We start from the raw sequence: 22,683 nt of genomic DNA, 5'->3' as shown, positions 1-22,683 counted from the left end.
CGCGTCAGAAAAAAATTCAAAGCAATTGACGGCCGACGTTACCTTTTGATTTGCGGAAGGAAAATCGGGCTGATTTGTGGGGTTTTCAAGGGGTCGACTGCGCTCCGACTGAGCGCAATGCTGCCGTTCAAAGGCTCGCCGCGTACTGGTCAATCGTCACTCGAGAAAACACCGGTCAAACAGATAAAGACTCGCAGGTTTCAGGTTCTCGACGGTGGCTTGCGGGCGGCCGCCGTCGCCGCTCTTCTTGCGCCCGGTTTCCTGCAAATGGCCGGCCTCGGTCATCTTCAACAGGCGTTGGCGAATGCTGGTTTTGAGCACCGGGCGTTCGAGCACCAGCGAGAAAATATTCACCGCTTCCGGCGCGCTGAACTCGTTGCCGAGGAACATCAGCGGCAGGCTGCTGTAGAGCGATTTCGACAGCAGGCGATCCTGCACGGCGGCGACCAGTTGGTTGTGATCGAACGGCAATTTGCTCGAGGCATCGGCGACGTCCTGCAACGGGAAAAAGCGCTGATGCTCGGCGAGCTGCACCGGCTCGCTGACGATCGCCAGGTAAAACGTCGATGACGACCAGCAGCGTGGGTCGCGAAACGCATCGCCGACCGTGCCGACCTGTTCGATCCACGCCAACGGCATGCCGACCTTGCTCGACTGGCGCAGCCGCTCGACCGCGTCGGCCAGTGTCAGGTCTTCGACGCCGCCGTTGACGACGATGCCGGGCAACGCCCAGTGGCCGGCGAACGGCTCGGCTTCGCGGCGATTGAGGAGGATTTGCAAGGCGTGACTGTCACGGCAGTAGCGCAACACGCACAGGTCGATGGTGTGCAAGTAGGCTCGGGGCAAAGTTTCAGCGGGCAGCGCGGTGCGGTCAGGCATGGGAGTTTCCGTGAGCGGCGTAGAGGTCGTAGTTTACCGGGTTCATCCCCGGCGCCATCCATTGGCTGGGCAAAGCCTCGCCCAACGCCAGACGTTGGCGAATCGCGGTGCTGCGTACATGAATGGTTTCCTCGATGCACATGATCGAAAAACGCTCCAGTAATTCCTGGCCGCGATAGAAGGTCGGCAGCAACTGCGCAATGTCTTCGCCAACCACCAAGGCAATCTGTTTACCGTCCAGCGCCAGGCTCTCGGCGAGGTGGGCGAGGAGGGTGTAGCTGTAGATCGGCCCGTCAATCTCGCGTGCAATCTGCTGTTCAACGCGGCTGACCGCAATATCGCCACGGCACAGCGGCCGGACGTGCTCGACAATCGAATCCAGCCAGCTCAGCCGCAACGGGTAATCCGCCATGCGTTTGCCGTAGGGGTGGCGAAAGCTCGGGGCGACCAGCACGCGCCTGGCCCGTGTTGCGGCTTCGATCATCACTTGGGCGTGACCGGCGTGTGGCGGGTTGAACGCGCCGCCGTACAGGGCTAACTCGAACATGGCTGATCTTCCTGCTAGGTACATGACGTGTACCCTAGCATCAAAATCCGTTCGCACCAAATTAGAGAAGTCGCAGGGTTTAAGTAGAACAAACTGTTCGAAAATCTTTTTTTAAAACTCGCTTGCTATGAAAGTACACGACATGTACCTTTGGCTCCAAGAACAGGAGAGCACGCCATGACCAGCCCAACCGTGAAAACCGCTTCCTTTGATGTCGATGCACAAAAAAGCTTTACGCCGCTGTGCCCGGATGAGCTGCCCGTGGCTGGCGGCGATCAGATCGGCGGCGAACTGAACTTCATCGCCGCCCTCGCCAGTCTGCGGGTCGGCAGCAAGGACGCCCATTCGCCGCACGCACCGTGGGTAGTCGCCGAACACGCGCAGATGCTTCAGCCAACCGGCCTCGAACACGCCGATGTGACCTGGGTCAGCCACTGCATCCCCGGCACCGAAGGCTTCAAATTGCTCGACGAATTGCCCAGCCCATATGACTACGACTACTTCGTGTGGAAAGGTGTCGAGCCGGACCTTCACCCGTATGGCGCCTGCTACCACGACCTGCACGGCAAGCTCTCCACCGGAGTCATCGAATACCTGAAAAGCCAGCAAGTGCAGCAGGTCATCGTTGGTGGTCTGGCCCTGGATTTCTGCGTCAAGACCACCGCGCTGCAACTCGCCGCTGCCGGTTTCAAAGTGATCGTGCACCTGCCGGCGTGCCGGGCGATCAGCGAGGAGGGCGCCACTCAAGCCATTGAGCAAATGCAACACGCGGGCATCGCGGTTACCGCGACTCGCGAAGAAACCGCCACGTTGGCAAACGCATAAGGAAAATGACATGGACAGTGCATTCGACCGCGACAACGGCGTGATCCAGAGCCTTCTGGACACCGATTACTACACCTTCACCATGATGCAAGCGGTGTTGCACCAGCACCCGAACGTCGAGGTGGAATACCAGTTCATCGTCCGCTCGAAAGAACGCCTCGGGCACCTGATCCCGCAGTTGCGCGAAGAACTGGAGAAACTCGCCGGCCTGCAACTGCGCGAGGGCGAGCAGCGGTTTCTGTTCAACAAACGCTTCCGCGAATACCTGACACCGGACTTCGAACAATTTCTCGGTTTGTTCCGCTTCAATCTGCGTTACATCCACGTCTCGGAAATCGACGGTCAACTGAACATCCGCGTTCGCGGGCCGATGCTGCACTGCATCATGTTCGAGCAACCGGTATTGGCGATGGTCAGCGAGTTGCGCAACCGCGACAAATACCCTGAAGTCGAACTGGCTGACGTGACGCGCCAGCTCTATCAGAAGTTTGAATGGCTGGAGAAAAACGCCAGCCGCGAAGAGCTCGCCGAGTTGCGCGTTTCGGACTTCTCGACCCGGCGGCGCCTGTCATTCCGCGCCCAGCGCGAAGTGGTGAACGTGATGCGCAGCGACTTCCCTGGTGTGTTCGTCGGCACCAGCAACGCGCACCTGGCATACGAATTCGACTTGCCACTGATCGGCACCATGGCCCACCAGTGGCTAATGGTGCACCAGCAACTCGGGCGGTTGCGCGAGAGCCAGAACGCCGCGCTGGAAAACTGGGTGCACGAGTACCGTGGCCGCTTGGGGATCGCGCTGACCGACTGCATCAGCACCGACTTTTTCCTCAAGGATTTTGACCTGTACTTCGCCAAGCTTTACGACGGTCTGCGCCAGGATTCCGGTGACCCGATCGTCTGGGCCGACAAAGTGCTGGGCCGTTATAAAGAGCTGGGCATCGACCCGCGGACCAAGGACCTGATGTTCTCCGACGGTCTCAACTTCGAAAAATGCCTGCCGATCCTGCGCCACGTGCGCGGCAAGGCCAAATTCGGCTTCGGCATGGGCACCAGCCTGGCGTGCGACGTCGAAGGCGTCGAGCCGCTGAGCATCGTCATGAAACTGGTGCGCGTGCACGGCGAACCGGTGGTGAAGTTCTCCGATGACCCGATCAAAAACGTCTGCGAAGACGCCTCGTTCCTGCGCTACGCGGCGCAAGTGTTCAACGTCACGCTGATCAATCCGCAACTGGGAGCCTGAGATGAGCACACAACAGCAAGGCATTATCGCCCGGGACCTGGGCATCGACCGTCAACTGAAAAAGGGTGGCGAAAGCGTAGAAATCGCCCGGCGCATCGGCTTCATCAAACAGGTGTTGCGCGAGTCCGGTTGCAAGGCTTTGGTCCTGGGAATCAGCGGTGGCGTCGATTCGCTGACCGCCGGGCGCTTGTGCCAAATGGCGGTCGAGCAACTGCGCGACGAACACTATCAGGCACGTTTCATTGCCGTGCGTTTGCCCTACAAAACTCAGGCCGATGAGCAAGATGCCCAGGCGTCGCTCGACTTCATCGGCCCGGACCTGATCACCACCGCCAATATCGCCGCGTGCGTCGACGGCTTGATGGCCAACATCGCCATTGACGGCTTGCAGCCTTCGGCCGAATTGCTGGATTTCGCCAAGGGTAACGTCAAGGCGCGGGCGCGGATGCTCGCGCAATATGCGATCGCCAATTTCAGCGGCGGGCTAGTCGTCGGCACCGACCACGGCGCCGAAGCGTTGATGGGGTTCTTCACCAAATTCGGCGATGGCGCCTGCGATCTGGCGCCGCTGTCAGGCCTGACCAAAACCCAGGTGCGCCTGCTCGCCGATGCCCTGCAAGCCCCGACGCATTTAGTGCGCAAACCACCGACCGCCGACCTCGAAGAACTGGCGCCGGGCAAGCTCGATGAGGCGGCGTATGGCTGCACTTATGAGGAGATTGACGCTTACCTGATGGGCGAAACAGTGTCGGCGCAGGCGCGGCAGATCATCGAAAATTCCTACAGCAAAACCGCACACAAACGCGCCTTGCCAAGGGTTCCTGTTACCGCAAGTTGCGAGTAACCGGCAGGTCGCAAACCGTCTCCTATACTGTCTCGCGTTGACAAGGTTCAACGCCGTTGGCGAAGGCTGTTGGGCTCCCCCACGACCTCACCGTAAGGAGATCATCATGGCAATCCGTATTGGCGACGAGGCACCGGACTTCACCGTTGAAAGCACTGAAGGCACACTGAATTTCCACCAATGGATCGGCGATAAATGGGCGATTCTGTTTTCCCATCCGAAGGACTTCACCCCGGTCTGCACCACTGAACTGGGCTATATGGCCGGGCTCAAACCGGAGTTCGACAAGCGCAACACCAAGGTCGTCGGGCTCAGCGTCGACCCGGTCAGCAACCACGCCAGCTGGGCCAAGGACATCGAAGAGACCCAGGGCCACGCGGTCAATTACCCGATGATCGGTGACGAGAATCTGGTGGTCGCCAAGCTCTACGACATGATCCACCCGAACGCCAGCGGCGGCACGCGCACCGCCGTGGACAACGCGACGGTGCGCTCGGTGTTCATCATCGGCCCGGACAAGAAGGTCAAGGCAATGCTCATCTACCCGATGAGCGCCGGGCGCAATTTTGACGAAGTATTACGCCTGCTCGACGCGCTGCAACTGAACGCCAAACACACGGTGGCGACCCCGGTGAACTGGCGTCCGGGCGACGACGTGATCATCCCGACTTCGGTTTCCGATGAAGACGCACGCAAGAAATACCCCGAAGGTTTCACCACGGTGAAACCTTATCTGCGCACTGTGGCCCAGCCCAAGTAATCCGTTCAGGGACTCGCAACTGGCAGCATCGGGGGGCATTAAGATGTCTCCCGGTGCTGGGTCAGGCCGCCAGTTGTTGTTGCAATTGCAGGTTACCGTCGACGTCCTTGACCAGACCGCTGGCGAGGAACAACGGTTGCAGGCGTTTGTGCAACTGTGGCTCGACGAATTCCTTGACCGTGTCGAGCGCCAGGTTGCCGTAAACCTCCAGCTCCGCTTTGGAATACGACAGCCAAGCCTTCTTCAACACCATTAAAACGTCGCTTCCGGCGGTGGAAGCGAAGCGGCGGTTGAGCACCTGGCCGTCGAGGTTGAAGGTGTGCTGATACTCGTAATCGGTCTGGTCACCGGCGGTTTCGACGCAACGGATGCACGTGCATTTGCCGTCACCGAAGGCCATCCGCAGATAGTTGTTGAAGTCGACCACGGGTTTGAGGCCCAGGCGCTTATCGACTTCGAACAGGTCGCCAGTCAACTTTTCATCATTACTCAACGTCAATTCCCTCACAGTCATGCGGCGTATTTTCACAGCGCTGCACAATACCAGCCGAACCGGCTGCGCGGGTACTCGATCAGCTCATCCAGTTGCCGCCATCGACGTTATAGGTCTGCGCGACGATGTAATCGCTTTCCGCCGAAGCGAGGAAAATCGCCATCCCGACCAAGTCTTGCGCCGTCGCCATGCGCCCCAGCGGCACATCGTCGCCGACGAGTTTTTTCTTCTCGCCGAGCGGGCGGTTTTCGTACTTGGCAAACAACGCGTCGACGCCGTCCCAGTGCTCGCCATCGACCACGCCCGGAGCAATCGCGTTGACGTTGATCCGGTGCTTGATCAGGTTCAGCCCGGCCGATTGGGTCAGGCTGATCACCGCTGCTTTGCTCGCGCAATACACCGCCACCAACGCTTCACCGCGCCGCCCGGCCTGACTGGCCATGTTGATGATTTTGCCGCCATGCCCCTGCGCGATCATTTGCCGCGCGGCAGCCTGCAGGGTAAACAGCGTGCCGGCGACGTTGATCGAGAACAGCCGATCGAAGCTGTCGCGGGTGATCTCGGTGATAGGCGCGAGGTCAAACAGCGCGGCGTTGTTGATCAGGATGTCGAGCTTGCCGACCTTGCCGACCACCGTGGCGATGGCGGCGTCGATAGAGGTCTGGTCAGTGACGTCCATTGCCACGGCGTAGGCATTCGGGCCCAGCTCGCCAGCGGTGATTTGCGCACGTTCGAGGTTGATATCAGCGATGGCCACGGTCGCGCCTTCGTCGATATAGGCTTGGGCGAAGGCGCGACCAATGCCGCGCGCCGAACCGGTGATCAGGGTGCTTTTACCTTGCAAACGTTTCATGGTGTTCTCCGCTCTGCAGCGTCGGCAGCAGGAATTTATTGTTGTCAGCCGCAATGGCGAGCCGATTACAGCAGCTCGACCAGCGCCTCACAAATCATCGGCCAACACCTGACTGGTACTTTTTTAACCGCAAGGTCGAAGGAAAAAAAGTATCAGCCGCCGCCAAACGTCGAGCTAGCCAAGGCCTGTATCGCAGTGGGATTCTTGCCGTACCAAAAAAATAACAAAGGCGTGATCGTGATGAGCTCGACCACCATGGCGGAAAAACCAGCGGCGCTCGAAGTGATCCTCAACGAGCCGCAGCACAGCTTTCGCTGGTATCAGCACGACTATCCGTTTGATCTGGCGCGCTGGAATCATCATCCCGAATTCGAAATTCACCTGATCCGCGAGGGCAGCGGCCGCTTGCTCGCGGGCGATTACATTGGTCTGTTCGAGGCGGGGCACGTCGCGCTGATCGGGCCGGGATTGCCCCACGACTGGATCAGCGACCTGGGCAAAGGCGAGATGATTGCCGGACGCGACGTGGTGTTGCAGTTCGATGGTCAGGCGTTGATGCAACTGCGCAATCTGGTGCCTGAACTCAGTGAGCTGCAAAGTCTGTTTCGCCAAGCGGCGCAAGGTGTTGAGTTCAGCGGTGCCACGCGTGAGAAAGCCGCGCAGTTGCTTGAGCAAATTGGCCAGAGCCAGGGGTTTGAGCGGTTATGCCTGTTCCTTGCGCTGCTGCAAGTGCTGGCCGCAGCGCCCGAACGCGAACGCAAAACCCTCGCCAGCCTGCACTACGCGCCGATGCTCGATGCCCTGACTGCCGAGCGCATGAGCATCGTGTTCGACTACATCCTCAACGACCTCGGCGATGAACTGCGCCTGTCAGTGATCGCCCAGCGCCTGCAGATGAGCGAACCGGCGTTCTCGAAATTCTTCAAACGCTCGACCGGCCACACTTTCGTCGACCTGACCCGCAAACTGCGCGTGCAGCGCGCCTGCCGATTGCTCGCACAGAGCGGCCTCAGCGTGTCGAATATCTGTTTTGAAGTGGGCTACGCGAATCTGTCGAATTTCAACCGGCACTTCCGCCACGAAATGCACGAAACCCCGAGCGAATACCGGCAGCGGTTGCGCGCAAGCGTGGCTGTAGGTTTATAGGACTGCCCAATCAAACAAAATGCCTGTGGCGAGCGAGCTTGCTCGCGTTGGACTGCGCAGCAGGCCTAAGTCAAAAGAGCTGCCGTGCTCAACCAATCGCCTGGCTCACCAGCGCAAACTGACGCACATCACCGGTTACTTGCGGTGGGCCGCCGCGAGCCATTTGGGTAACGCTATCAACTGCCATCAGGCCGACGGTTTCCAGCCAATCACCCAACCCGCCATCGGCCGGGATATCGATGCGCACGAACTCACCCGGCACCTGCGCGAGCAAAACTGCGATCAAATGACGGGCCTGATCGAGATTCTCCGCAACCACCGGGCCAATACTCAAACCCCGTCCGCAAACACGCAACAGGGCAAAGGCGCGCAACCGGCCTTCGCTTTCGATGCCGAGCGAATAGTCGACGGCGTCAAACAGAACATCAAGCACAGCGCCACGGTCCATTCGGGTCGCTGCATTCGCCAGCTCCAGCACTCGCGGCTGATCGGCACCCTTCAACGGGCGGCAAGTTTCCGAGTCAGCCAATGGTTGCAGGGCAGGGGCGTGCGCCAAGCCCTGATGCTGCGCAATCTGCCCGAATTCGACAAAACCCTGACTGACATACAGCAGCGCGCCGGCGCGGGTGGCGTTGAGAATTGGCGTTCGCGTCTGACAAGCATCCAGCGCCAGTTCCATCAACGCGCGACCGATGCCTTTGCCTTGGTAATCGCTGCTGACAATCACCAGGCCAATCGTTGCGTAATCACCTTGAGGGCAGGTGAATGCCGTACCGATCAGACGTTCCCCATCCAGCGCAACAAAACCGAGGCTGAGCCGCAGCAGCATCGCCCAGTCGTCCAGCCGATGTGGCCACTTCAATTGCTCGGACAGGGCGAGGGCGGCCGGCAGATCGGCATCGGTCATCGGGCGGTAAACAACAGTGGCGGGCATGGCGAGTCTCCGTTGAACAATGGGCGCGAACGGCGGGAGTGATGGTGCCTGCGTGAAGCCAGGATGAAAACCTCCCTGTCGCGCTGTCTTCAACCCCGGAGAATTTTTTTTGAAATCAAGGGGTTGCCACCCTCGGCAATTCAGTACATAATTCACGCCATCGAAAGCACTGACCGCTGAAAAAGCTCAATGTTTTCAAAGAGTTAGAGAGTGATTGAATTGTCTCTCGAAACTCAACGTTTGTATGCGTCTGGTGTCGTGCTACTGACATCCGATGTTTGAGGCCGAGTAGCAAAATGGTTATGCAGCGGATTGCAAATCCGCCTACGCCGGTTCGATTCCGACCTCGGCCTCCACTTTTAAAAGCCCTGTAGATCAATGATCTACGGGGCTTTTTTTATGTGTGTTGGAAACTACCGGCAACGTGACGTTTTCGGGCAGTGCTCAAGGATCCTTCCGATCACGGTCAACAGGAATTCTTACTCAATATCGGATAAGTCCTACATATAAATAATCTGGCGAATGCTATCTAAGCCTCCTTCCCCATTTCTGACCGGAGGGCGGTTGTGTTCAGACTTATTTTTGTGAGGCTTGTTTGCTTGTCATCGCTGCTTCTTTCGATTTCCGCGACTGCACAGAGTCAATATTTTCGAACATCGGTCTGGCCGGACAGCGAGGAATCATGCCCGCTGCCACAGGATATTCACAACAATGCAGGGATCTTTACCGCGCCCGCGAGTACGGATGGCGTTGAATGGATCGGAGCCGTGGCTGATGGGCAAAATGATCGGGTCAAGGACTTCCACAAAGGCTTATTCGTGCTGACCAAGGACGAATACAACGGCCTCGGGATTCTGAGTAGCTGCATGTATGAGCTGTCGGGAGGGCAATTTTTGGCGATGCGCCTGGACTTGGGTAAAAACTACCAACAAGGGATGTGGATCGAACTGGCCTCGCAGTGGAGCAAATCTGCCGACGGTGCTTTGCCGACAATGCTTGAATGCAACAGTAAAGAAGCCGCTGGCTGCGCGTTTTATCTGGAGTGAGCACGGGGTTGGGTGCGCGGATTCAAGCTTTTCACTCCGTAGCTGCGGCAACCTCGACCTTGTTCCTTGCCGTATTTCGTAGTCCTTTGATCTATCAAGCTTTTTCCTGTGCGCCGCATTGAGGCATTTAGTCTTGAAAAGTGCATATGCGAACTTGCTTCACGGGGGAGGGATGTATATATTTCCACCTCCGCTGCACCAGCGTCAGAACTGTCGCCAAGCCAAACAGCTGTCGCGACGCTCAGACCGCTTCACCGCGCTACCGCCCGAATGGCGAAATTGGTAGACGCATGGGACTTAAAATCCCCCGCTCGTAAGGGCGTGCCGGTTCGATTCCGGCTTCGGGCACCATATTTATCAAAGGCCTGCATGAGGTTTCTCATGCAGGCCTTTGTCGTTTCCGGGTTCGCCATTTATCACTAGCAAGGAGCTTGAGTTTTGATTTCAATGATGAAAATGACTGTTTTTGGATTCGGCGTCGCGGTTATGGGTTTAAGCGTTGTACCGTTTTCCTCGGCAGAGGAAATGACCGAACGCGAGATGGCAGTGACACTCGTCGCAGCGCAGAGAGCATGCACTCACGTGTATCCTGGCATCGAATTCACAATTCGGAACGCCATCGATGACCCTGACATGCAGTTACCCGCCGAGGTGGGTGAGGAAGCACTGCTCGCCGAAAAATCGCCGGAGTATCAAAAAGAAATTCGCTTGGCTCAAGACCCAATGGAACAGGACGTGACTGGACGAGCAGCGCTTGGCCTCATGTGTTCATTCATGAAGCCGCCCAAGCGTTTCTGGCAGTGGTGATTCCGCGCGTTTCAGTTCGCTGCTCGAAATCCAGACAAAAAAAGGCCCGCATGCGGGCGGGCCAAGGGGATTTATCAAAAGGAGTGGGTCCACAGTAGAGCTTGGGTTGTGAACGCGATGTGAAAGGGATGTGCAAGAAAAGTCCCGGCCGCGAGCGCTCAAGCGATTCACCTGGCGCGCTACCGGTTATCGGCTAACAGGAATCATTCAAATGTTCCTGACTCAATTCCCTCACACGCAATTGCTTCGCCGTCGGCGAGCAAGTCAGATGGGGTTGATATAAATGACATCAGTCGATGATTTCCGGATCAAGTCACACGAGCTTTTGATGAATCTGGATGCTGCAACATCAGAAATGATGCAATTGATTTCATCCCGCTCAGTGTCCGGCCCGCTTTGGGAGGACGCGGTCAAACGCCAACACGACGCTTACGTGCGTTGGAACGCGTTTATCAATAGTCGCGACGGCGACGAGCCGCTTGAGGTGCCGCCGGCCAACTGATTACTGCCCGTCGAGCAATGCGCGGCGGGCAAGTTATCTGAACCGTGGCAGTGGTCGCTCGACCGGACGCAACGAAGACAGCGTGCTGCGAATCAGCGGCGTGTCCTTTTCGATGTCGTTCAGGCGATCACGGATTTTCAGCGCCGTCGGGTGCCCGCCCTGGTGATCAACCCAGTCGGCAATTTCTTTGCAGGCTGCAGCGAGACGCGCCTGACGGGAGTCAAGCAGGGTGAGCAGGGTGGTGATGGACTCTTTTTCGGACATGACACACCTCCGTTGAGAGAAAACCTGGCAATGCAACAAAGGGCCCGCGGGTGCGAGCTCTGCCGGTGGCGTCGCTGGTCCTTCAGCTTAAATAATAAGTGTAGACCGGCGCTTTAGCCTTGTCGGGCCGTGACTTGCGACTTGGCATTAAGCTGCCGGCATTCACGTCGCGCGTCTTCTTCCAGATCAAAACCGTCGCCGATAAAGCCGCGGGTGCGGGTGTCAGCGATGCGAAACCAGACCGCCGCTTCGGGCGGCGTGTGGCTGACTTCTCCAGCGCGGCGGCCATGGATGATGATCTTGTTGCAGCGCTTCACGACGAAAATGTCTTCCATGGCACCACCGTGGCTGATTCGTGTTCACATCAACTATAGAAGCCCTTGGCTATCGTGCAAAAAATACACAGGTCAGTTCGTCGGTTGGTTGCGCGTGACCGGCTGCAATTGCCAGCCAGACGCCTGACATTGCAGCGTGTGGCTCGGGTCCAGCGCCGCGAGAAACGCCGGATCGTGAGACACCGCGATGATCGCGCCGGGGAAGCTGCGCAAGGCGTGCTCGAATGCCTCGATGGATTGCAGGTCCAGATGATTGGTCGGTTCGTCCAGCAACAATAATTGCGCCGGCACCTTGCGCCATAAGGCGATGGCGAGCGCCGCTTTCAGCCGTTCACCACCACTCAATGAACCGCTGGGCCGGGTGACTCGGCTGGCTTCGAGTTGCAGATTCGCCAGATAACTTCGCAACAGGCCTTCCGCCAGCGGCGTGTCCAGCAAGCCCAACTGCTCGACCACTGCACGCCGATCGTCCAGCAACGCCAATTGCTGATCGAGAAACGCGCTCGGCACATGCGTAATGCATGCACCGCTGATCGGCGAGAATTGGCCAGCGAGCATTCGCAACAAGGTCGATTTGCCGCAGCCATTCGGACCGCTGACCGCAATGCGCAGCGGGCCACAAATATTCAGAGACACATACGTGGCGGGTTGGTCGGCGGCGAGCCAGGGTAATTGCGCGTTGATCAGCGTCAGCACCTGGCGCGTCGCCGGTACCTCGGCGCCGGGCAGGTTGACCACTACGCATTCATCCGGCAACACCTTGGCGTGTGCCTGTCGCACCTGCTGATCAAGCGCGTTTTTGCGCGATTGATGCGCTTGGCGCACCGGCCCCATGGCGTCCGCCGCTGCGCTTTTTATCCGCGCTCGTTCAAACCCCGAGACATTGGCGATATCAGCCTTTTTGCGCGTGGACGCGGCGCGGCGCTGCACCGTGTCGTGCTCACGCTGCAAACGACTGCGCTCGCGTGTGCGTTCGCTGCGAGCCTGATCAAGGACTCGTTGCACGGCTGCGTTTTCGATAGTGCGTTGCTGCTGAAACGCCGAGTAATCGCCGCTGAACACGCTCGCCCCATGCGGCGTTATCTCGACAATGCGCTGCATGCGGTTCAACAGTTGCCGGTCATGGCTGATCACGATCAAACCGCCGCGCCACATGTCGAGCCTGCGCATCAGCCAATGTCGTCCCGCTGCGTCGAGGTGGTTGGTCGGCTCATCCAGCACCAGAAGTTGCGCCTGCCCAAGCATCGCGCCGATCAGTGCGATGCAGGCTTGCTGGCCGCCGCTCAACTGTTGCGTCAGTTGCTCAAAAGCAATGTCCGCAAGACCAGCCTCGTCCAGCAACTGCCGCAGCCGCTCAGGCAAATCCCAACGGTCGGCCAGAGTGTCGAAATCCTCACTGGAGGCGTGCCCGAGATTCAATCGCGCGAGGGCTTGCAGCGCTGGGGCGCAACCGGTGGATTCGGCGACGGTTTGCCCTTCAATGATTGGAAACGTTTGCGCGACATAAGCGACGCTGGCTTGGCGAGTCAGGCTGCCGGCGGTGGGTGTGAGTTGCCCGGCAATCAAGCGTCCGAGCACGCTTTTGCCGACGCCATTGCGCCCGACGATAGCGCTGGGGACGCGGTCGAAGCTGAGGTTCAGTGAATCGAAAAGTGTCTCGCCGTTGGCAAACTGGAAACCCAGTTGGTTCAGGGAGACGAGAGCAGGCAGACGCGTGACTTGAGTCATCGGCACCTCCGGAAAATGTCGAAAAACCAACAAGCGCCGTAGCGGCTTGTCGCGGGAACATTTTGGAAGGCTTAGTTGTTCACGTTGGCGGTCGTCCTGCGAGAAGGAAAGGTCGTCAGGCTAGACGAGGACTTGCATTCGAGCAAGTCCTCGAACAGTGCGGCTATGAAGCTTTTTCCGCGGCTTCGACCATTTTCTCAAGGAAAATCGCCAGCCCGACTTCCTCTGCTCGCAGGCCTTTGCGCACTCGCGAGCGTGGCAATTCGGCCAGCGAGCCCAGCAAGAAGCCATCGACCACCGCCGGGTGGATGTAGCATTTGCGGCACACGGCCGGGGTGTTGCCCAACTGTTTGGCGACGTTCTTGACCATTTCCACCACATGCCGCTTGGCATCGGATTCCGGCTCCCAATGCAACTCGCGCAGCACCGACAACGCTAACGCGCTGCCCGCCCAGGTGCGGTAATCCTTGGCGGTGAAATCGGCGCCGGTGAGGGTTTGCAGGTAAGCGTTGACGTCGGAAGAAGTGATTGAGTGGCGCTCGCCGTTTTCGTCGAGGTACTGAAACAGGTTTTGCCCGGGGATTTCCAGGCAACGCTTGACGATCCGCGCCAAGCGGCGGTCTTTCACGGTGATCTGATGTTCGACGCCGCTCTTGCCGCGAAACTGGAACAGGATCGCGCTGCCGTTGACCTCGACATGCTGGTTGCGCAGTGTGGTCAATCCATACGAGCGGTTATCGCGGGCATATTGCGTGTTGCCGACCCGGATCAACGTCGCGTCGAGCAAGGTAATCACCGTGGCCATAACCTTGTCACGGCTGAAACCGGGCGCCTCCAGCAGGGCTTCCAGTTGTTTGCGCAGCTTCGGCAGGGCCATGCCGAAATCGCGTAGGCGCGAGTATTTGTCGGCATCGCGCACCTCGCGCCAACGCGCGTGATAACGGTATTGCTTGCGGCCTCGCGCGTCGCGCCCGGTGGCTTGCAGATGGCCGCGCGGGTCGGCGCTGATCCACACATTGGTGTAGGCGGGCGGTACGGCGAGGGCGTTGATGCGTTTGATTTCGTCGGGATCTTTGATGCGCTGGCCCGACGGATCGAAATAGCAGAACTTGCCGCGCAATATCTTGCGCGTGATACCGGGCTGGGTGTCATCGACATAATGCAGGTCGGGTGGCAACACATCGGTCAGCGCGGTATCGGGCATGGCAGTAGTCCTGGGCAACAATAAGAAGGCGTGTACAGGATTGACCGCGCGCGATTGCGGTTGGTGCCGACGGATTTACGCGAGGACGGCCACAGCCTTGATTTGCGCCCAGAGTTGTTGCCCCGGATGGATGCACAACTGATCCCGTGAATACCGCGTAATGCGCGCCAACAGTGGCGAGCCGCCGGCGTCCAGGCGAATCAACACGTGCGCCGCGTTATCGGCAGGTTGCTCGCTGACCACCGTCACCGGCAGGCGATTGAGAATGCTGCTTTGCTCGACGCCGTGCTGGCTGAGGCTGACATCGCGCGCCTGAACCTTGCAGCGCAGCGCCTGACCGTCGGCCATCGGCGAATGCGCGACGCGGATGCTCAGCTCGGTATTCGGCAGTTGCAGGGTCAGCAATTGATAGTCGGCGTCATAAGCGCTGGCATGCCCCTCAATCACCACGCCCGCGTCGTCGCCCAAGGCCAGCGGCAAGTCGAGCCGCGCCAGGGTTTCGCCAATCGGTCCGCTGGCCAAGGCTTTGCCGTCACTCAGCAGCACGAGGTGATCGGCCAGCCGCGCCACTTCATCCTGCGAGTGGCTGACGTACAGCACTGGTATGTCCAGTTCGTCGTGCAGACGTTGCAGGTACGGCAGGATTTCGTTTTTACGCTGACTGTCGAGGGCGGCAAGCGGTTCGTCCATCAGCAGCAATTTCGGGCTGGTCAGCAGGGCGCGGGCGATGCCGACGCGCTGGCGCTCGCCGCCGGACAGATTCTGCGGATGACGGTCGAGCAGATGCGCGATGCCGAGCAGTTCGGTGGCATGGGCCATGTCGACGCGGCGCTGCGATTTGGCGATGCGCTTGAGGCCGAATTCGAGATTGGCCAGCACCGATAAATGCGCGAACAGGCTGGCTTCCTGAAACACGTAACCAATCGCGCGTTTATGCGGCGGCACGAAAATATTCTGGCTGCTGTCCTGCCAGACTTCATCGTTGACCTGAATAAAGCCTTCTTCGGCGCGCTCCAGGCCGGCGATGCAGCGCAGGCACGTAGTCTTGCCCGAGCCAGAATGCCCATACAGTGCGCTGACGCCGCGACCGGGCAATTGCAGGTCGACGTCGAGGGAGAAACCGGAATAGCTGAGTTTCAGGCGCGTGAGAATCATCAATCAGCTCCAGGCCGTTTTGGTTTTACGGCTGGAATACAGCGCCAGCAACACAAGGAATGAGAACACCAGCATGGCCCCGGCCAGCCAGTGCGCCTGGGCGTATTCCATGGCTTCGACGTGATCGTAGATCTGCACCGAAACTACGCGGGTCTTGTCCGGGATATTGCCGCCGATCATCAGCACCACGCCGAATTCGCCGACCGTGTGGGCAAAACCGAGGATCGCCGCGGTGATGAAACCGGGGCGCGCCAGTGGCAGGATCACGCTGAAAAATGTGTCCCACGGATTGGCGCGCAGCGTTGCGGCGACTTCCAATGGGCGAGTGCCGATGGCGGCAAAAGCGTTTTGCAGCGGCTGCACCACAAACGGCATCGAATACAGCACCGAGCCGATCACCAGTCCGGCAAAACTGAAAGTCAGCGTGCCGAGCCCCAGCGCTTGGGTGAACTGGCCGATGAAGCCGTGAGGCCCGAGCGCCAGTAATAAATAGAAGCCAATCACCGTCGGCGGCAATACCAGCGGCAGGGCGACGATGGCCCCGACCGGGCCGCGCCACCACGAGCGGGTGCGCGACAGCCACAACGCAATCGGAGTGCCGATGACCAGCAGGATCACGGTCGTCAGGGACGCCAGTTTCAGGGTCAGCCAGATGGCGGAAAAGTCGGCACTCGTCAGCGTCATTTAGAGTTGATAACCGTAGGACTTGATGACAGCCGCAGCTTTTGGCCCCTTGAGGTAGTCAACCAGTGCCTTGGCGGCCGGGTTGTCCTTGCCTTTGTTGAGGATCACCGCGTCTTGTTTGATTGGGTCGTGCAGTTGCGCTGGAACGATCCAGGCTGAGCCGCTGGTGACTTTGCCGTCTTTGTAGATCTGCGACAAGGCTACAAAACCCAGTTCAGCGTTGCCGGTGGAAACAAATTGATAAGCCTGGGTGATGTTCTGGCCTTCGACGATTTTACTTTTGACCTTGTCGGTCAGGCCTTGCTTGGCCAACACCTGGGTCGCGGCCAGACCATACGGCGCGGCTTTCGGGTTGGCGATGGACAGGTGCTGGTACGCGTTGTTTTTCAGCACCTCGCCGTTGGCATCGACATAGCCTTCTTTGGCCGACCACAGCGCCAGGGTGCCGATGGCGTAGGTGAAGCGCGAGCCTATGACGATTTCGCCTTCGTTTTCGAGTTTTTGCGGGGTGCTGTCGTCGGCCGAGAGGAACACTTCGAACGGCGCGCCGTTTTTGATCTGGGTGTAGAACTGCCCGGTTGCGCCATAGGCTGCGACCAGTTTGTGCCCGGTGTCTTTTTCGAAATCGGCGGCGATTGCCTGGATCGGCGCGGTGAAGTTGGCGGCTACTGCGACCTGGACTTCATCGGCCTGGGCCGAGCCGAACGCGAATATTGCGAGCAGGCTGGCGAGGCAAGTGGGGGCAAAACGTGAGGCACGAATGGTCATGAAACGGCTCCGTTGTTATTGGGGTGAACGCTATATAGCGGAATATATAGCGAAATGCCTGTGAACGGAACTTGCCGGTTTTAACTTGTGCTCAATGTAGGTGCTGAACTTGGTGGGTGCTGAACTTGGTGGGAGCTGAGCTCGCTCGCGATGGCGGTTGGGACATTCGGCATCTTGTTGATTTGGAAGTCCGCTATCGCGAGCAGGCTCACTCCTACAGGTGATTTGTTGGGTGAGGAGGTTAGTGGTGGGTCAGTTTGGCCAATGCTTCTTCGGCGAAGCGCCGGGTCAGTTCTGCAGTGGTCAGCTCGATACCTAGGGTAAACGCCTGCCCAGCCCAAAGGTTGGCGAAGTCCGCCGGATCCTTCGCCCGCAGCGGCAACAGCGCGCCACCGGCCAACGGGAACGCCGGCGCCTTGTCGCTCATCGGCCCGATCTCGCGCATCACCCGGTTGAGAATCCCCCGCGCCGGCCGGCCGGTGAAGAGATTGGTCATCGCCGTTTCGCTTTCCTTAGCCGTGCGCAACGCCTTGTGGTGCGCCGCGCTGATTCTGGCTTCGGGCGTAAACAGGTACGCCGTACCCAATTGCACCGCCGACGCGCCAAGGTGAAACGCGGCAACAATCCCGCGCACGTCGCCGATCCCGCCAGCAGCGATCACCGGCACCTTCACTGCGTCAACCACCTGCGGCAACAGCGCGAACGTGCCGACCTGGCTGCTCAAGTCATCGCTGAGAAACATCCCGCGATGGCCGCCGGCCTCGTAACCCATGGCGATAATCGCGTCGCAGCCGTGCTGCTCCAGCCACACCGCCTCTTCGACAGTGGTGGCCGAGGACAGAATCTTCGCGCCGGTGGCTTTGACCCGTTCCAGCAGCGCCTGCTGCGGCAGACCAAAGTGGAAACTGACGACTTCGGGGCGAAACTCTTCGATCACGGCGCACGCCGTCTCATCGAACGGCGCGCGATTGGACACCGGCGTCGGCGCATCGAAATCGGCGCCCAATTCGCGGTAGTAGGGCTCCAGCAGATTTTTCCATGCGTCAGCCTTTTGCTCGTCCGGCGCCGGCGGTTGATGACAGAAGAAGTTGACGTTGAACGGGCGCTGGCTCTGCTGGCGAATGGTTTTCAGCTCTTCGCGCAATTGCTCGACGCTGAGCATCGCCGCAGGCATCGAGCCCAGGCCGCCAGCGTTGCTCGCAGCAATGACCATCGCGGAATCGGTCGCGCCGGCCATTGGCGCCTGGATAATCGGCAGCTCGATCCCGAGCAGGTCAAGAATGCGCGTATCTGGCCACTGGCTCATGTGCTTGCTTCTCCGACGGTGAGGGCAGGGAGGTTAATGTCGGTTTTGTAACAGCTATGGCCAGTCTCACGCCAGTTGGTTTTTCTGAACGGTGGCGTCTGTTTTTATGAAGCCTTGACCAGTTAAATGCGCGCAGGCTGGGCATTGCCAGCTCAATCAACAGCAAAGTTTTTCACGGATTTGCCGGCCGAAAAAAAAGCATAGTCGGCGCTCATGGAAACGCCCGGCGGATTTGGCGATTGGCGGAAAGTCGGGTAGGGCAATGTGTTGCTTTGTGTTATTTGATGGGCACTCCAACCTCAGCAAACCCCTCGGGAGGCAGCGATGTTCAACGGTATTTTGATCGACAAAGACGACAGCGGTTATCGGGCCACACTGCAGGAAATCAATGAAGAGCAATTGCCCGAGGGCGATGTCACCGTGCGCGTGGCGTACAGCACGTTGAATTTCAAGGACGGTCTGGCGATCACTGGCAGCAGTCCGGTGGTGCGAAAATTCCCCATGGTGCCGGGGATTGATCTGGCAGGCAGCGTCGAAGCCAGCGAGCATCCGGACTACAAGGTCGGCGAACTTGTCCTGCTTAACGGTTGGGGCGTGGGTGAAGGGCATTGGGGCGGATTGGCGCAGAAAGCGCGGCTCAACGGCGACTGGTTGATTGCGCTGCCAAAGGCCTTCACACCGGCGCAAGCCATGGCAATCGGCACCGCCGGTTACACGGCGATGCTGAGCATTCTGGCGCTGGAGCACAATGGCGTCGCCCCGCAGCAGGGTGAAGTGCTGGTGACCGGCGCGAATGGCGGTGTAGGCAGTTTCGCCATCGCGTTGTTGAGCAAGCTTGGCTACACCGTCGTGGCCTCGACCGGTCGCACTTCGGAGCACGATTACCTCAAACAGCTCGGCGCCAGCGAAATCATCGACCGCGCGACCTTATCCGAGCCGGGCAAGCCGCTGGCCAAGGAACGCTGGGCAGCGGTCATCGATTCGGTCGGCAGCCACACGCTGGCCAACGCCTGCGCCAGTACCAAAGCTAACGGCACGGTCGCCGCGTGCGGATTGGCCCAGGGCATGGATTTTCCGGCCTCGGTCGCGCCGTTCATTCTGCGCGGAGTGACCCTCGCCGGCATCAACAGCGTGACCCAGCCCAAAGCCAAACGCGTAATGGCCTGGAACCGTCTGGCCGCGGATCTGGACTTCGCTTTGCTGCCGCTGATCAGCCACGAGATTGGTCTCAGTGAAGCCATCGCAGCCGCGCCGAAATTGCTCGCCGGCCAATTGCGCGGCCGCGTGGTGGTGGATGTGAATCGCTGAAGGATTACTGGCCTTCGCGCTCCAGCAGCTGCCGTTTGCGCTCGACGCCCCAGCGATAACCCGAGAGATTGCCGTCACTGCGCACCACGCGGTGACACGGGATCGCCACCGCCAGACTGTTCGCGCCGCAGGCCTGGGCCACGGCGCGCACGGCTTTCGGCGAGCCGATACGCAGGGCGATGTCGGCGTAACTGGCGGTGCTGCCGACCGGGATTTCACGCAGTGCCTGCCAGACCCGTTCCTGAAACACCGTGCCGCGCACGTCCAGCGGCAAGTCGAGGCCAATTGCCGGTGCTTCGATAAACCCGACGACCTGAGCGATCAACTGCTCAAACTCGTGATCAGCGCCGATCAGGTTGGCGCGGCGGAATTTGTCCTGCAGGTCACAGACCAACTGATGCGGATCGTCGCCAAGCAAAATCGCGCAGATCCCGCGTGCGCTTTGCGCCACCAGAATTGCTCCCAACGAGCATTGCCCGACCGCAAAACGAATGTCGTTGTTCTGGCCCTCGGCGCGGTAATCACCCGGTTTCATCCCCAGCAGGTGATCGGCGGATTCGTAGAACCGGCTATTGGAATTGAAACCTGCGTCGTACAGCGCGTCGGTCACCGAGCCACCGTCGCTCAAGCGTTCACGAACCCGGCGTGAGCGGTGGGCGCTGGCGTAACCCTTGGGCGTCAGACCGGTGACGGCTTTGAATACGCGATGAAAGTGGAAACTGCTCAACCCAGCGGCATCCGCCAGTTCGCTTAGCGCAGGCAAATTTTCCGCCGATTCGATCTGCCGACACGCCGCCGCGACCGTGGCGGCATGTTGCGCGGCGACCTCGCTCTGGTCCTTCGCTGCGCGTTTGCTCGGGCGGTAACCGGCGGCCTGGGCTTGCTCGGCAGTGTCGAAAAATTCCACGTTCTGCGGTTTCGGCAAGCGCGCCAGGCTGCTCGGGCGGCAATAGATGCCGGTGGTTTTCACCGCGTAGACAAACTGTGCGTCAGCCTTGGGATCGCGCGCGACCACCGCAGCCCAGCGTGGGTCGTTTTCGGTGGTGGGCGTGGTTTTGCTGATGGAGGTGCTCATGGCTTCAGGTCCGTGGACTGGTTTCGCTCAGGTTAATCAGCCGACAGTAAAGCAGCACTCCGGGTCTTGCGGTCAAACTCGCAAACTCATCCGGCGAGCCGAAAAGTGAAGTTGATCCGTTGTTCGCCCAGTTGCGGATGCTGGCCGTCCTTGATCGGCAAAACGCCGTGGTAACGCAAGCGATCAACGCCGCCCCAGACCACCACGTCGCCGTGGAACAACGGCACGCGCTGGGTTTTGTCGCTGCGCTCGAAACCACCAAACTGAAACATCGCCGGCAAGCCCAGTGACACTGAGACGATAGGCGCGGCGTAGGAACCTTCGTTTTTATCCTGATGCAAAGACATCTTCGCCCCAGGGATATAACGATTGATCAGGCAGGAATCCGGCACAAAGTCAGCAAATCCTGCTTCCTGTGCTGCCGCTTGCGCCAGTTCGAAAAACGCCGGTGGCATGGCTGGCCACGGTTGTCCGGTTTGCGGATCGTGACGCGTGTAACGGTAACCGCTGCGGTCGGTGGTCCAGCCCAGCGCACCGCAACTGCTCAGCGCCACCGACATGGTAAAACCGCCCGGCGTGACCATTTGCCGGAAAGGCGCGGCCGACAGCACGGCTTCCAGCGCTGGCAGCAATCGGTCAAGCAGAGGCAGGGCAAAGCCGCGCAGCACGTAGGACTGTTCGCCGATCTGCTCGCGCCGTGGCGTTTGCTGTGGCTCGTCATCAGCGAACAGGTCGAGGGTGGTCGGGCTCATGGTTTCATAACGCATCGTGAAAAATGATTCCAAGGGTATGGCGATTGCCGCTGTGCAGGCGACTGACGCCGTGGCGCAGGGTCACCCGGTAATAACCGCGAAGGCCTTTGACCGGGCGCTGGCTGACGGCAAAGATCAGCGCATCTCCTTTGCTCAGGCCAATGACCTGAGGCCGGGACTGCATGCGCGGACGTTGCTCGGTCAACACAAACTCGCCACCGGTGAAGTCTTGCTGCGGCTCTGACAGAAGAATCGCTACTTGCAGTGGGAAAACGTGTTCACCGTACAGGTCCTGATGCAAACAGTTGTAATCCTGCGCACCGTATTGCAGCAACAACGGGGTAGGGCGCTCCTGACCAGCGGCGTGGCAGCGCTCGATGAACTGCGCGTGACGTTCGGGGAAACGCGTCGGCAAGCTCATGTGCTCGTACCAGCGATTGGCGATCGGCACCAGGCGCGGGTACAGCGTATCGCGTAGCTGACTCACCACGTCGGGCAACGGGTATTTGAAATACTTGTATTGCCCGCGCCCGAAGCCGTGGCGAGCCATCATGACCTGCGAACGGAAAGGCTCCTGTTGGGCGTACAACGCACTGATTTCGTCGCACGCCTGATGGCTTAACAGTGAGCGCACAATCGCGCAGCCGTCCTGATCGAGTTGCTGTTCAAGCGCCGGCCAATCCGCCGATTCCACGCAAGTGGGCATGTCGTGACTCCTGAACCGTAGGTTGAGGTGGCCAGACTAGGGCGTGTGCGCTGAGCGAACACCCCGGCGCTTGCGCTCGAATTTTGCGGCGGGGGCGGTGACGTCCAGGTGGTCGCTCCCGACAATGTTCTGCTGTCACGCCCCTGTGGGAGCGAGCTTGCTCGCGATGAGGGCGTGTCAGTCGACATCAATGCCGCCCGACCCATTGCAATCGCGAACACGCTCGCTCCCACAAAGAGTCTTCATCAAGCAGGAGAGTTGCGAGTGTTACAGCGCTTTGCTGACAGCAATTTCGCTGATCACGTCGTCGCTCTGGCCATGAATCGCGTCCAGCGCGGCTTTGGCTTCCTCTTCGGTGCCGTCTACAAGCTGGGCAAATTCGAAGCGGCGCTCACCGTTAAGTTTGTATTTGATGACGTACTTGGTCGTTTGGGCCACGGTCATGTCAGGTCTGCCTGTTTGCGTGTGTGGGTGCGGCTCAGCTCAATTTGGTGCTGGAGCGGCGGACGATCTTGATTGAGT

26 protein-coding genes and 2 tRNA genes are annotated in these 22,683 nt (G+C 59.4%); 11 read left to right on the top strand and 17 right to left on the bottom strand.

Features of this window, described 5'->3' with window-relative positions:
- Positions 1-156: 156 nt before the first annotated feature.
- Positions 157-879 carry an NUDIX hydrolase gene (locus BLU01_RS00140; protein WP_092269123.1) on the bottom strand — a complete coding sequence of 241 codons (723 nt, stop codon included), beginning with the start codon at positions 877-879 and terminating at the stop codon, positions 157-159.
- Positions 872-1,426, bottom strand: a complete 555-nt coding sequence (locus BLU01_RS00135; protein ID WP_092269120.1) for a nucleotidyl transferase family protein — start codon at positions 1,424-1,426, stop codon at positions 872-874. The genes BLU01_RS00140 and BLU01_RS00135 overlap by 8 nt, the downstream gene beginning before the upstream one ends.
- A 177-nt stretch (positions 1,427-1,603) precedes the next feature.
- Between BLU01_RS00135 and BLU01_RS00130 the strand changes: the two genes are divergently transcribed.
- The 4 genes from BLU01_RS00130 (at position 1,604) to BLU01_RS00115 (ending at position 5,095) form a co-directional block, all read left to right on the top strand.
- On the top strand, positions 1,604-2,251 hold the full coding sequence (locus BLU01_RS00130; RefSeq protein ID WP_092269118.1) for a nicotinamidase: 648 nt from the start codon (positions 1,604-1,606) through the stop codon (positions 2,249-2,251).
- Positions 2,252-2,261: 10 nt separating this feature from the next.
- Entirely contained in the window at positions 2,262-3,491 is a 1,230-nt protein-coding gene (gene pncB / locus BLU01_RS00125; protein ID WP_092269115.1) for a nicotinate phosphoribosyltransferase, read from the top strand.
- 1 nt (position 3,492) lies between these two features.
- Positions 3,493-4,335, top strand: a complete 843-nt coding sequence (gene nadE, locus BLU01_RS00120; RefSeq protein WP_092269112.1) for an ammonia-dependent NAD(+) synthetase — start codon at positions 3,493-3,495, stop codon at positions 4,333-4,335.
- A gap of 106 nt (positions 4,336-4,441) precedes the next feature.
- On the top strand, positions 4,442-5,095 hold the full coding sequence (locus BLU01_RS00115) for a peroxiredoxin (RefSeq protein WP_092269108.1): 654 nt from the start codon (positions 4,442-4,444) through the stop codon (positions 5,093-5,095).
- A gap of 61 nt (positions 5,096-5,156) precedes the next feature.
- On the opposite strand, the gene BLU01_RS00110 is transcribed toward BLU01_RS00115, so the two are convergent.
- Together BLU01_RS00110 and BLU01_RS00105 are read right to left on the bottom strand one after the other, a co-directional pair.
- On the bottom strand, positions 5,157-5,588 hold the full coding sequence (locus BLU01_RS00110; protein ID WP_092269105.1) for a hypothetical protein: 432 nt from the start codon (positions 5,586-5,588) through the stop codon (positions 5,157-5,159).
- A 79-nt stretch (positions 5,589-5,667) separates the two neighbouring features.
- Positions 5,668-6,441, bottom strand: coding sequence for an L-iditol 2-dehydrogenase (locus tag BLU01_RS00105; RefSeq protein WP_092269102.1), 774 nt, complete (start codon positions 6,439-6,441; stop codon positions 5,668-5,670).
- Between the two features lie 240 nt (positions 6,442-6,681).
- On the opposite strand from BLU01_RS00105, the gene BLU01_RS00100 reads away from it, so the two are divergent.
- Positions 6,682-7,587, top strand: coding sequence for a helix-turn-helix domain-containing protein (locus BLU01_RS00100; RefSeq protein ID WP_092281392.1), 906 nt, complete (start codon positions 6,682-6,684; stop codon positions 7,585-7,587).
- 88 nt (positions 7,588-7,675) lie between these two features.
- On the opposite strand, the gene BLU01_RS00095 is transcribed toward BLU01_RS00100, so the two are convergent.
- Complete coding sequence (locus BLU01_RS00095) at positions 7,676-8,521, bottom strand: GNAT family N-acetyltransferase (RefSeq protein WP_092269099.1); 846 nt, start codon at positions 8,519-8,521, stop codon at positions 7,676-7,678.
- 282 nt (positions 8,522-8,803) lie between these two features.
- Between BLU01_RS00095 and BLU01_RS00090 the strand changes: the two genes are divergently transcribed.
- From BLU01_RS00090 to BLU01_RS00070, 5 genes are all read left to right on the top strand, one after another.
- A tRNA-Cys gene (locus BLU01_RS00090) sits at positions 8,804-8,877 on the top strand.
- A gap of 210 nt (positions 8,878-9,087) precedes the next feature.
- Positions 9,088-9,567, top strand: a complete 480-nt coding sequence (locus tag BLU01_RS00085; RefSeq protein ID WP_157720131.1) for a DUF3757 domain-containing protein — start codon at positions 9,088-9,090, stop codon at positions 9,565-9,567.
- 264 nt (positions 9,568-9,831) lie between these two features.
- Positions 9,832-9,918, top strand: a tRNA-Leu gene (locus BLU01_RS00080).
- An 87-nt stretch (positions 9,919-10,005) separates the two neighbouring features.
- On the top strand, positions 10,006-10,374 hold the full coding sequence (locus BLU01_RS00075; RefSeq protein ID WP_157720130.1) for a hypothetical protein: 369 nt from the start codon (positions 10,006-10,008) through the stop codon (positions 10,372-10,374).
- 283 nt (positions 10,375-10,657) lie between these two features.
- Positions 10,658-10,876: a hypothetical protein gene (locus BLU01_RS00070; protein WP_092269090.1), complete on the top strand. Its 219-nt coding sequence runs from the start codon at positions 10,658-10,660 to the stop codon at positions 10,874-10,876.
- Positions 10,877-10,909: 33 nt separating this feature from the next.
- On the opposite strand, the gene BLU01_RS00065 is transcribed toward BLU01_RS00070, so the two are convergent.
- The 8 genes from BLU01_RS00065 to BLU01_RS00030 all read right to left on the bottom strand — a co-directional run bounded on the left by BLU01_RS00065 (position 10,910) and on the right by BLU01_RS00030 (position 18,320).
- Positions 10,910-11,140 carry a hypothetical protein gene (locus tag BLU01_RS00065; protein ID WP_092269087.1) on the bottom strand — a complete coding sequence of 77 codons (231 nt, stop codon included), beginning with the start codon at positions 11,138-11,140 and terminating at the stop codon, positions 10,910-10,912.
- Between the two features lie 113 nt (positions 11,141-11,253).
- Entirely contained in the window at positions 11,254-11,475 is a 222-nt protein-coding gene (locus BLU01_RS00060; RefSeq protein WP_092269084.1) for a hypothetical protein, read from the bottom strand.
- Between the two features lie 72 nt (positions 11,476-11,547).
- Positions 11,548-13,203, bottom strand: a complete 1,656-nt coding sequence (locus BLU01_RS00055) for an ABC-F family ATP-binding cassette domain-containing protein (protein ID WP_092269081.1) — start codon at positions 13,201-13,203, stop codon at positions 11,548-11,550.
- A 163-nt stretch (positions 13,204-13,366) separates the two neighbouring features.
- Complete coding sequence (locus BLU01_RS00050; protein WP_092269078.1) at positions 13,367-14,407, bottom strand: DNA topoisomerase IB; 1,041 nt, start codon at positions 14,405-14,407, stop codon at positions 13,367-13,369.
- Positions 14,408-14,482: 75 nt separating this feature from the next.
- Positions 14,483-15,562 carry a molybdenum ABC transporter ATP-binding protein gene (gene modC, locus BLU01_RS00045; protein ID WP_092269075.1) on the bottom strand — a complete coding sequence of 360 codons (1,080 nt, stop codon included), beginning with the start codon at positions 15,560-15,562 and terminating at the stop codon, positions 14,483-14,485.
- 3 nt (positions 15,563-15,565) lie between these two features.
- Positions 15,566-16,246 (bottom strand): molybdate ABC transporter permease subunit, encoded by a 681-nt coding sequence (gene modB, locus BLU01_RS00040; protein ID WP_092269072.1) that lies wholly within the window; start codon positions 16,244-16,246, stop codon positions 15,566-15,568.
- On the bottom strand, positions 16,247-17,014 hold the full coding sequence (gene modA, locus BLU01_RS00035; RefSeq protein WP_092269069.1) for a molybdate ABC transporter substrate-binding protein: 768 nt from the start codon (positions 17,012-17,014) through the stop codon (positions 16,247-16,249).
- A 241-nt stretch (positions 17,015-17,255) separates the two neighbouring features.
- Complete coding sequence (locus tag BLU01_RS00030) at positions 17,256-18,320, bottom strand: NAD(P)H-dependent flavin oxidoreductase (protein ID WP_092269066.1); 1,065 nt, start codon at positions 18,318-18,320, stop codon at positions 17,256-17,258.
- Positions 18,321-18,644: 324 nt separating this feature from the next.
- Here BLU01_RS00030 and acuI point away from each other — a divergent pair, with 324 nt between their 5' ends.
- The gene (gene acuI, locus BLU01_RS00025; RefSeq protein WP_092269064.1) at positions 18,645-19,628 is read left to right on the top strand and encodes an acrylyl-CoA reductase (NADPH); all 984 of its coding nucleotides are present in this window, start codon (positions 18,645-18,647) and stop codon (positions 19,626-19,628) included.
- 4 nt (positions 19,629-19,632) lie between these two features.
- Here acuI and ada read toward each other — a convergent pair whose 3' ends face one another.
- The 4 genes from ada to BLU01_RS27710 all read right to left on the bottom strand — a co-directional run bounded on the left by ada (position 19,633) and on the right by BLU01_RS27710 (position 22,605).
- On the bottom strand, positions 19,633-20,703 hold the full coding sequence (gene ada, locus BLU01_RS00020; RefSeq protein ID WP_092269061.1) for a bifunctional DNA-binding transcriptional regulator/O6-methylguanine-DNA methyltransferase Ada: 1,071 nt from the start codon (positions 20,701-20,703) through the stop codon (positions 19,633-19,635).
- Between the two features lie 86 nt (positions 20,704-20,789).
- On the bottom strand, positions 20,790-21,470 hold the full coding sequence (gene alkB, locus BLU01_RS00015; RefSeq protein WP_092269058.1) for a DNA oxidative demethylase AlkB: 681 nt from the start codon (positions 21,468-21,470) through the stop codon (positions 20,790-20,792).
- On the bottom strand, positions 21,460-22,161 hold the full coding sequence (locus tag BLU01_RS00010) for a 2OG-Fe(II) oxygenase (RefSeq protein WP_092269055.1): 702 nt from the start codon (positions 22,159-22,161) through the stop codon (positions 21,460-21,462). The genes alkB and BLU01_RS00010 overlap by 11 nt, the downstream gene beginning before the upstream one ends.
- A 267-nt stretch (positions 22,162-22,428) precedes the next feature.
- Entirely contained in the window at positions 22,429-22,605 is a 177-nt protein-coding gene (locus BLU01_RS27710) for a hypothetical protein (RefSeq protein WP_092269052.1), read from the bottom strand.
- Between the last annotated feature and the right edge of the window lie 78 nt (positions 22,606-22,683).

This window comes from Pseudomonas prosekii (assembly GCF_900105155.1).
GTDB classification, from domain to species: domain Bacteria; phylum Pseudomonadota; class Gammaproteobacteria; order Pseudomonadales; family Pseudomonadaceae; genus Aquipseudomonas; species Aquipseudomonas prosekii.
The sequence above is the reverse complement of the archived record's forward strand: the minus strand, read 5'-3'. Positions and strand labels throughout refer to the sequence as shown.

What these genes read in the sequence shown, in the direction of transcription:
- modA (WP_092269069.1), bottom strand. Translation starts at nt 17,014, where the DNA reads ATGACCATTCGTGCCTCACGTTTTGCCCCCACTTGCCTCGCCAGCCTG.
- BLU01_RS00050 (WP_092269078.1), bottom strand. Translation starts at nt 14,407, where the DNA reads ATGCCCGATACCGCGCTGACCGATGTGTTGCCACCCGACCTGCATTAT.
- BLU01_RS00115 (WP_092269108.1), top strand. Translation starts at nt 4,442, where the DNA reads ATGGCAATCCGTATTGGCGACGAGGCACCGGACTTCACCGTTGAAAGC.
- BLU01_RS00010 (WP_092269055.1), bottom strand. Translation starts at nt 22,161, where the DNA reads ATGCCCACTTGCGTGGAATCGGCGGATTGGCCGGCGCTTGAACAGCAA.
- BLU01_RS00135 (WP_092269120.1), bottom strand. Translation starts at nt 1,426, where the DNA reads ATGTTCGAGTTAGCCCTGTACGGCGGCGCGTTCAACCCGCCACACGCC.
- BLU01_RS00095 (WP_092269099.1), bottom strand. Translation starts at nt 8,521, where the DNA reads ATGCCCGCCACTGTTGTTTACCGCCCGATGACCGATGCCGATCTGCCG.
- modB (WP_092269072.1), bottom strand. Translation starts at nt 16,246, where the DNA reads ATGACGCTGACGAGTGCCGACTTTTCCGCCATCTGGCTGACCCTGAAA.
- BLU01_RS00030 (WP_092269066.1), bottom strand. Translation starts at nt 18,320, where the DNA reads ATGAGCCAGTGGCCAGATACGCGCATTCTTGACCTGCTCGGGATCGAG.
- BLU01_RS00065 (WP_092269087.1), bottom strand. Translation starts at nt 11,140, where the DNA reads ATGTCCGAAAAAGAGTCCATCACCACCCTGCTCACCCTGCTTGACTCC.
- pncB (WP_092269115.1), top strand. Translation starts at nt 2,262, where the DNA reads ATGGACAGTGCATTCGACCGCGACAACGGCGTGATCCAGAGCCTTCTG.
- BLU01_RS00100 (WP_092281392.1), top strand. Translation starts at nt 6,682, where the DNA reads ATGAGCTCGACCACCATGGCGGAAAAACCAGCGGCGCTCGAAGTGATC.
- BLU01_RS00055 (WP_092269081.1), bottom strand. Translation starts at nt 13,203, where the DNA reads ATGACTCAAGTCACGCGTCTGCCTGCTCTCGTCTCCCTGAACCAACTG.
- BLU01_RS27710 (WP_092269052.1), bottom strand. Translation starts at nt 22,605, where the DNA reads ATGACCGTGGCCCAAACGACCAAGTACGTCATCAAATACAAACTTAAC.
- alkB (WP_092269058.1), bottom strand. Translation starts at nt 21,470, where the DNA reads ATGCGTTATGAAACCATGAGCCCGACCACCCTCGACCTGTTCGCTGAT.
- BLU01_RS00060 (WP_092269084.1), bottom strand. Translation starts at nt 11,475, where the DNA reads ATGGAAGACATTTTCGTCGTGAAGCGCTGCAACAAGATCATCATCCAT.
- BLU01_RS00140 (WP_092269123.1), bottom strand. Translation starts at nt 879, where the DNA reads ATGCCTGACCGCACCGCGCTGCCCGCTGAAACTTTGCCCCGAGCCTAC.
- acuI (WP_092269064.1), top strand. Translation starts at nt 18,645, where the DNA reads ATGTTCAACGGTATTTTGATCGACAAAGACGACAGCGGTTATCGGGCC.
- ada (WP_092269061.1), bottom strand. Translation starts at nt 20,703, where the DNA reads ATGAGCACCTCCATCAGCAAAACCACGCCCACCACCGAAAACGACCCA.
- BLU01_RS00105 (WP_092269102.1), bottom strand. Translation starts at nt 6,441, where the DNA reads ATGAAACGTTTGCAAGGTAAAAGCACCCTGATCACCGGTTCGGCGCGC.
- BLU01_RS00070 (WP_092269090.1), top strand. Translation starts at nt 10,658, where the DNA reads ATGACATCAGTCGATGATTTCCGGATCAAGTCACACGAGCTTTTGATG.
- nadE (WP_092269112.1), top strand. Translation starts at nt 3,493, where the DNA reads ATGAGCACACAACAGCAAGGCATTATCGCCCGGGACCTGGGCATCGAC.
- modC (WP_092269075.1), bottom strand. Translation starts at nt 15,562, where the DNA reads ATGATTCTCACGCGCCTGAAACTCAGCTATTCCGGTTTCTCCCTCGAC.
- BLU01_RS00130 (WP_092269118.1), top strand. Translation starts at nt 1,604, where the DNA reads ATGACCAGCCCAACCGTGAAAACCGCTTCCTTTGATGTCGATGCACAA.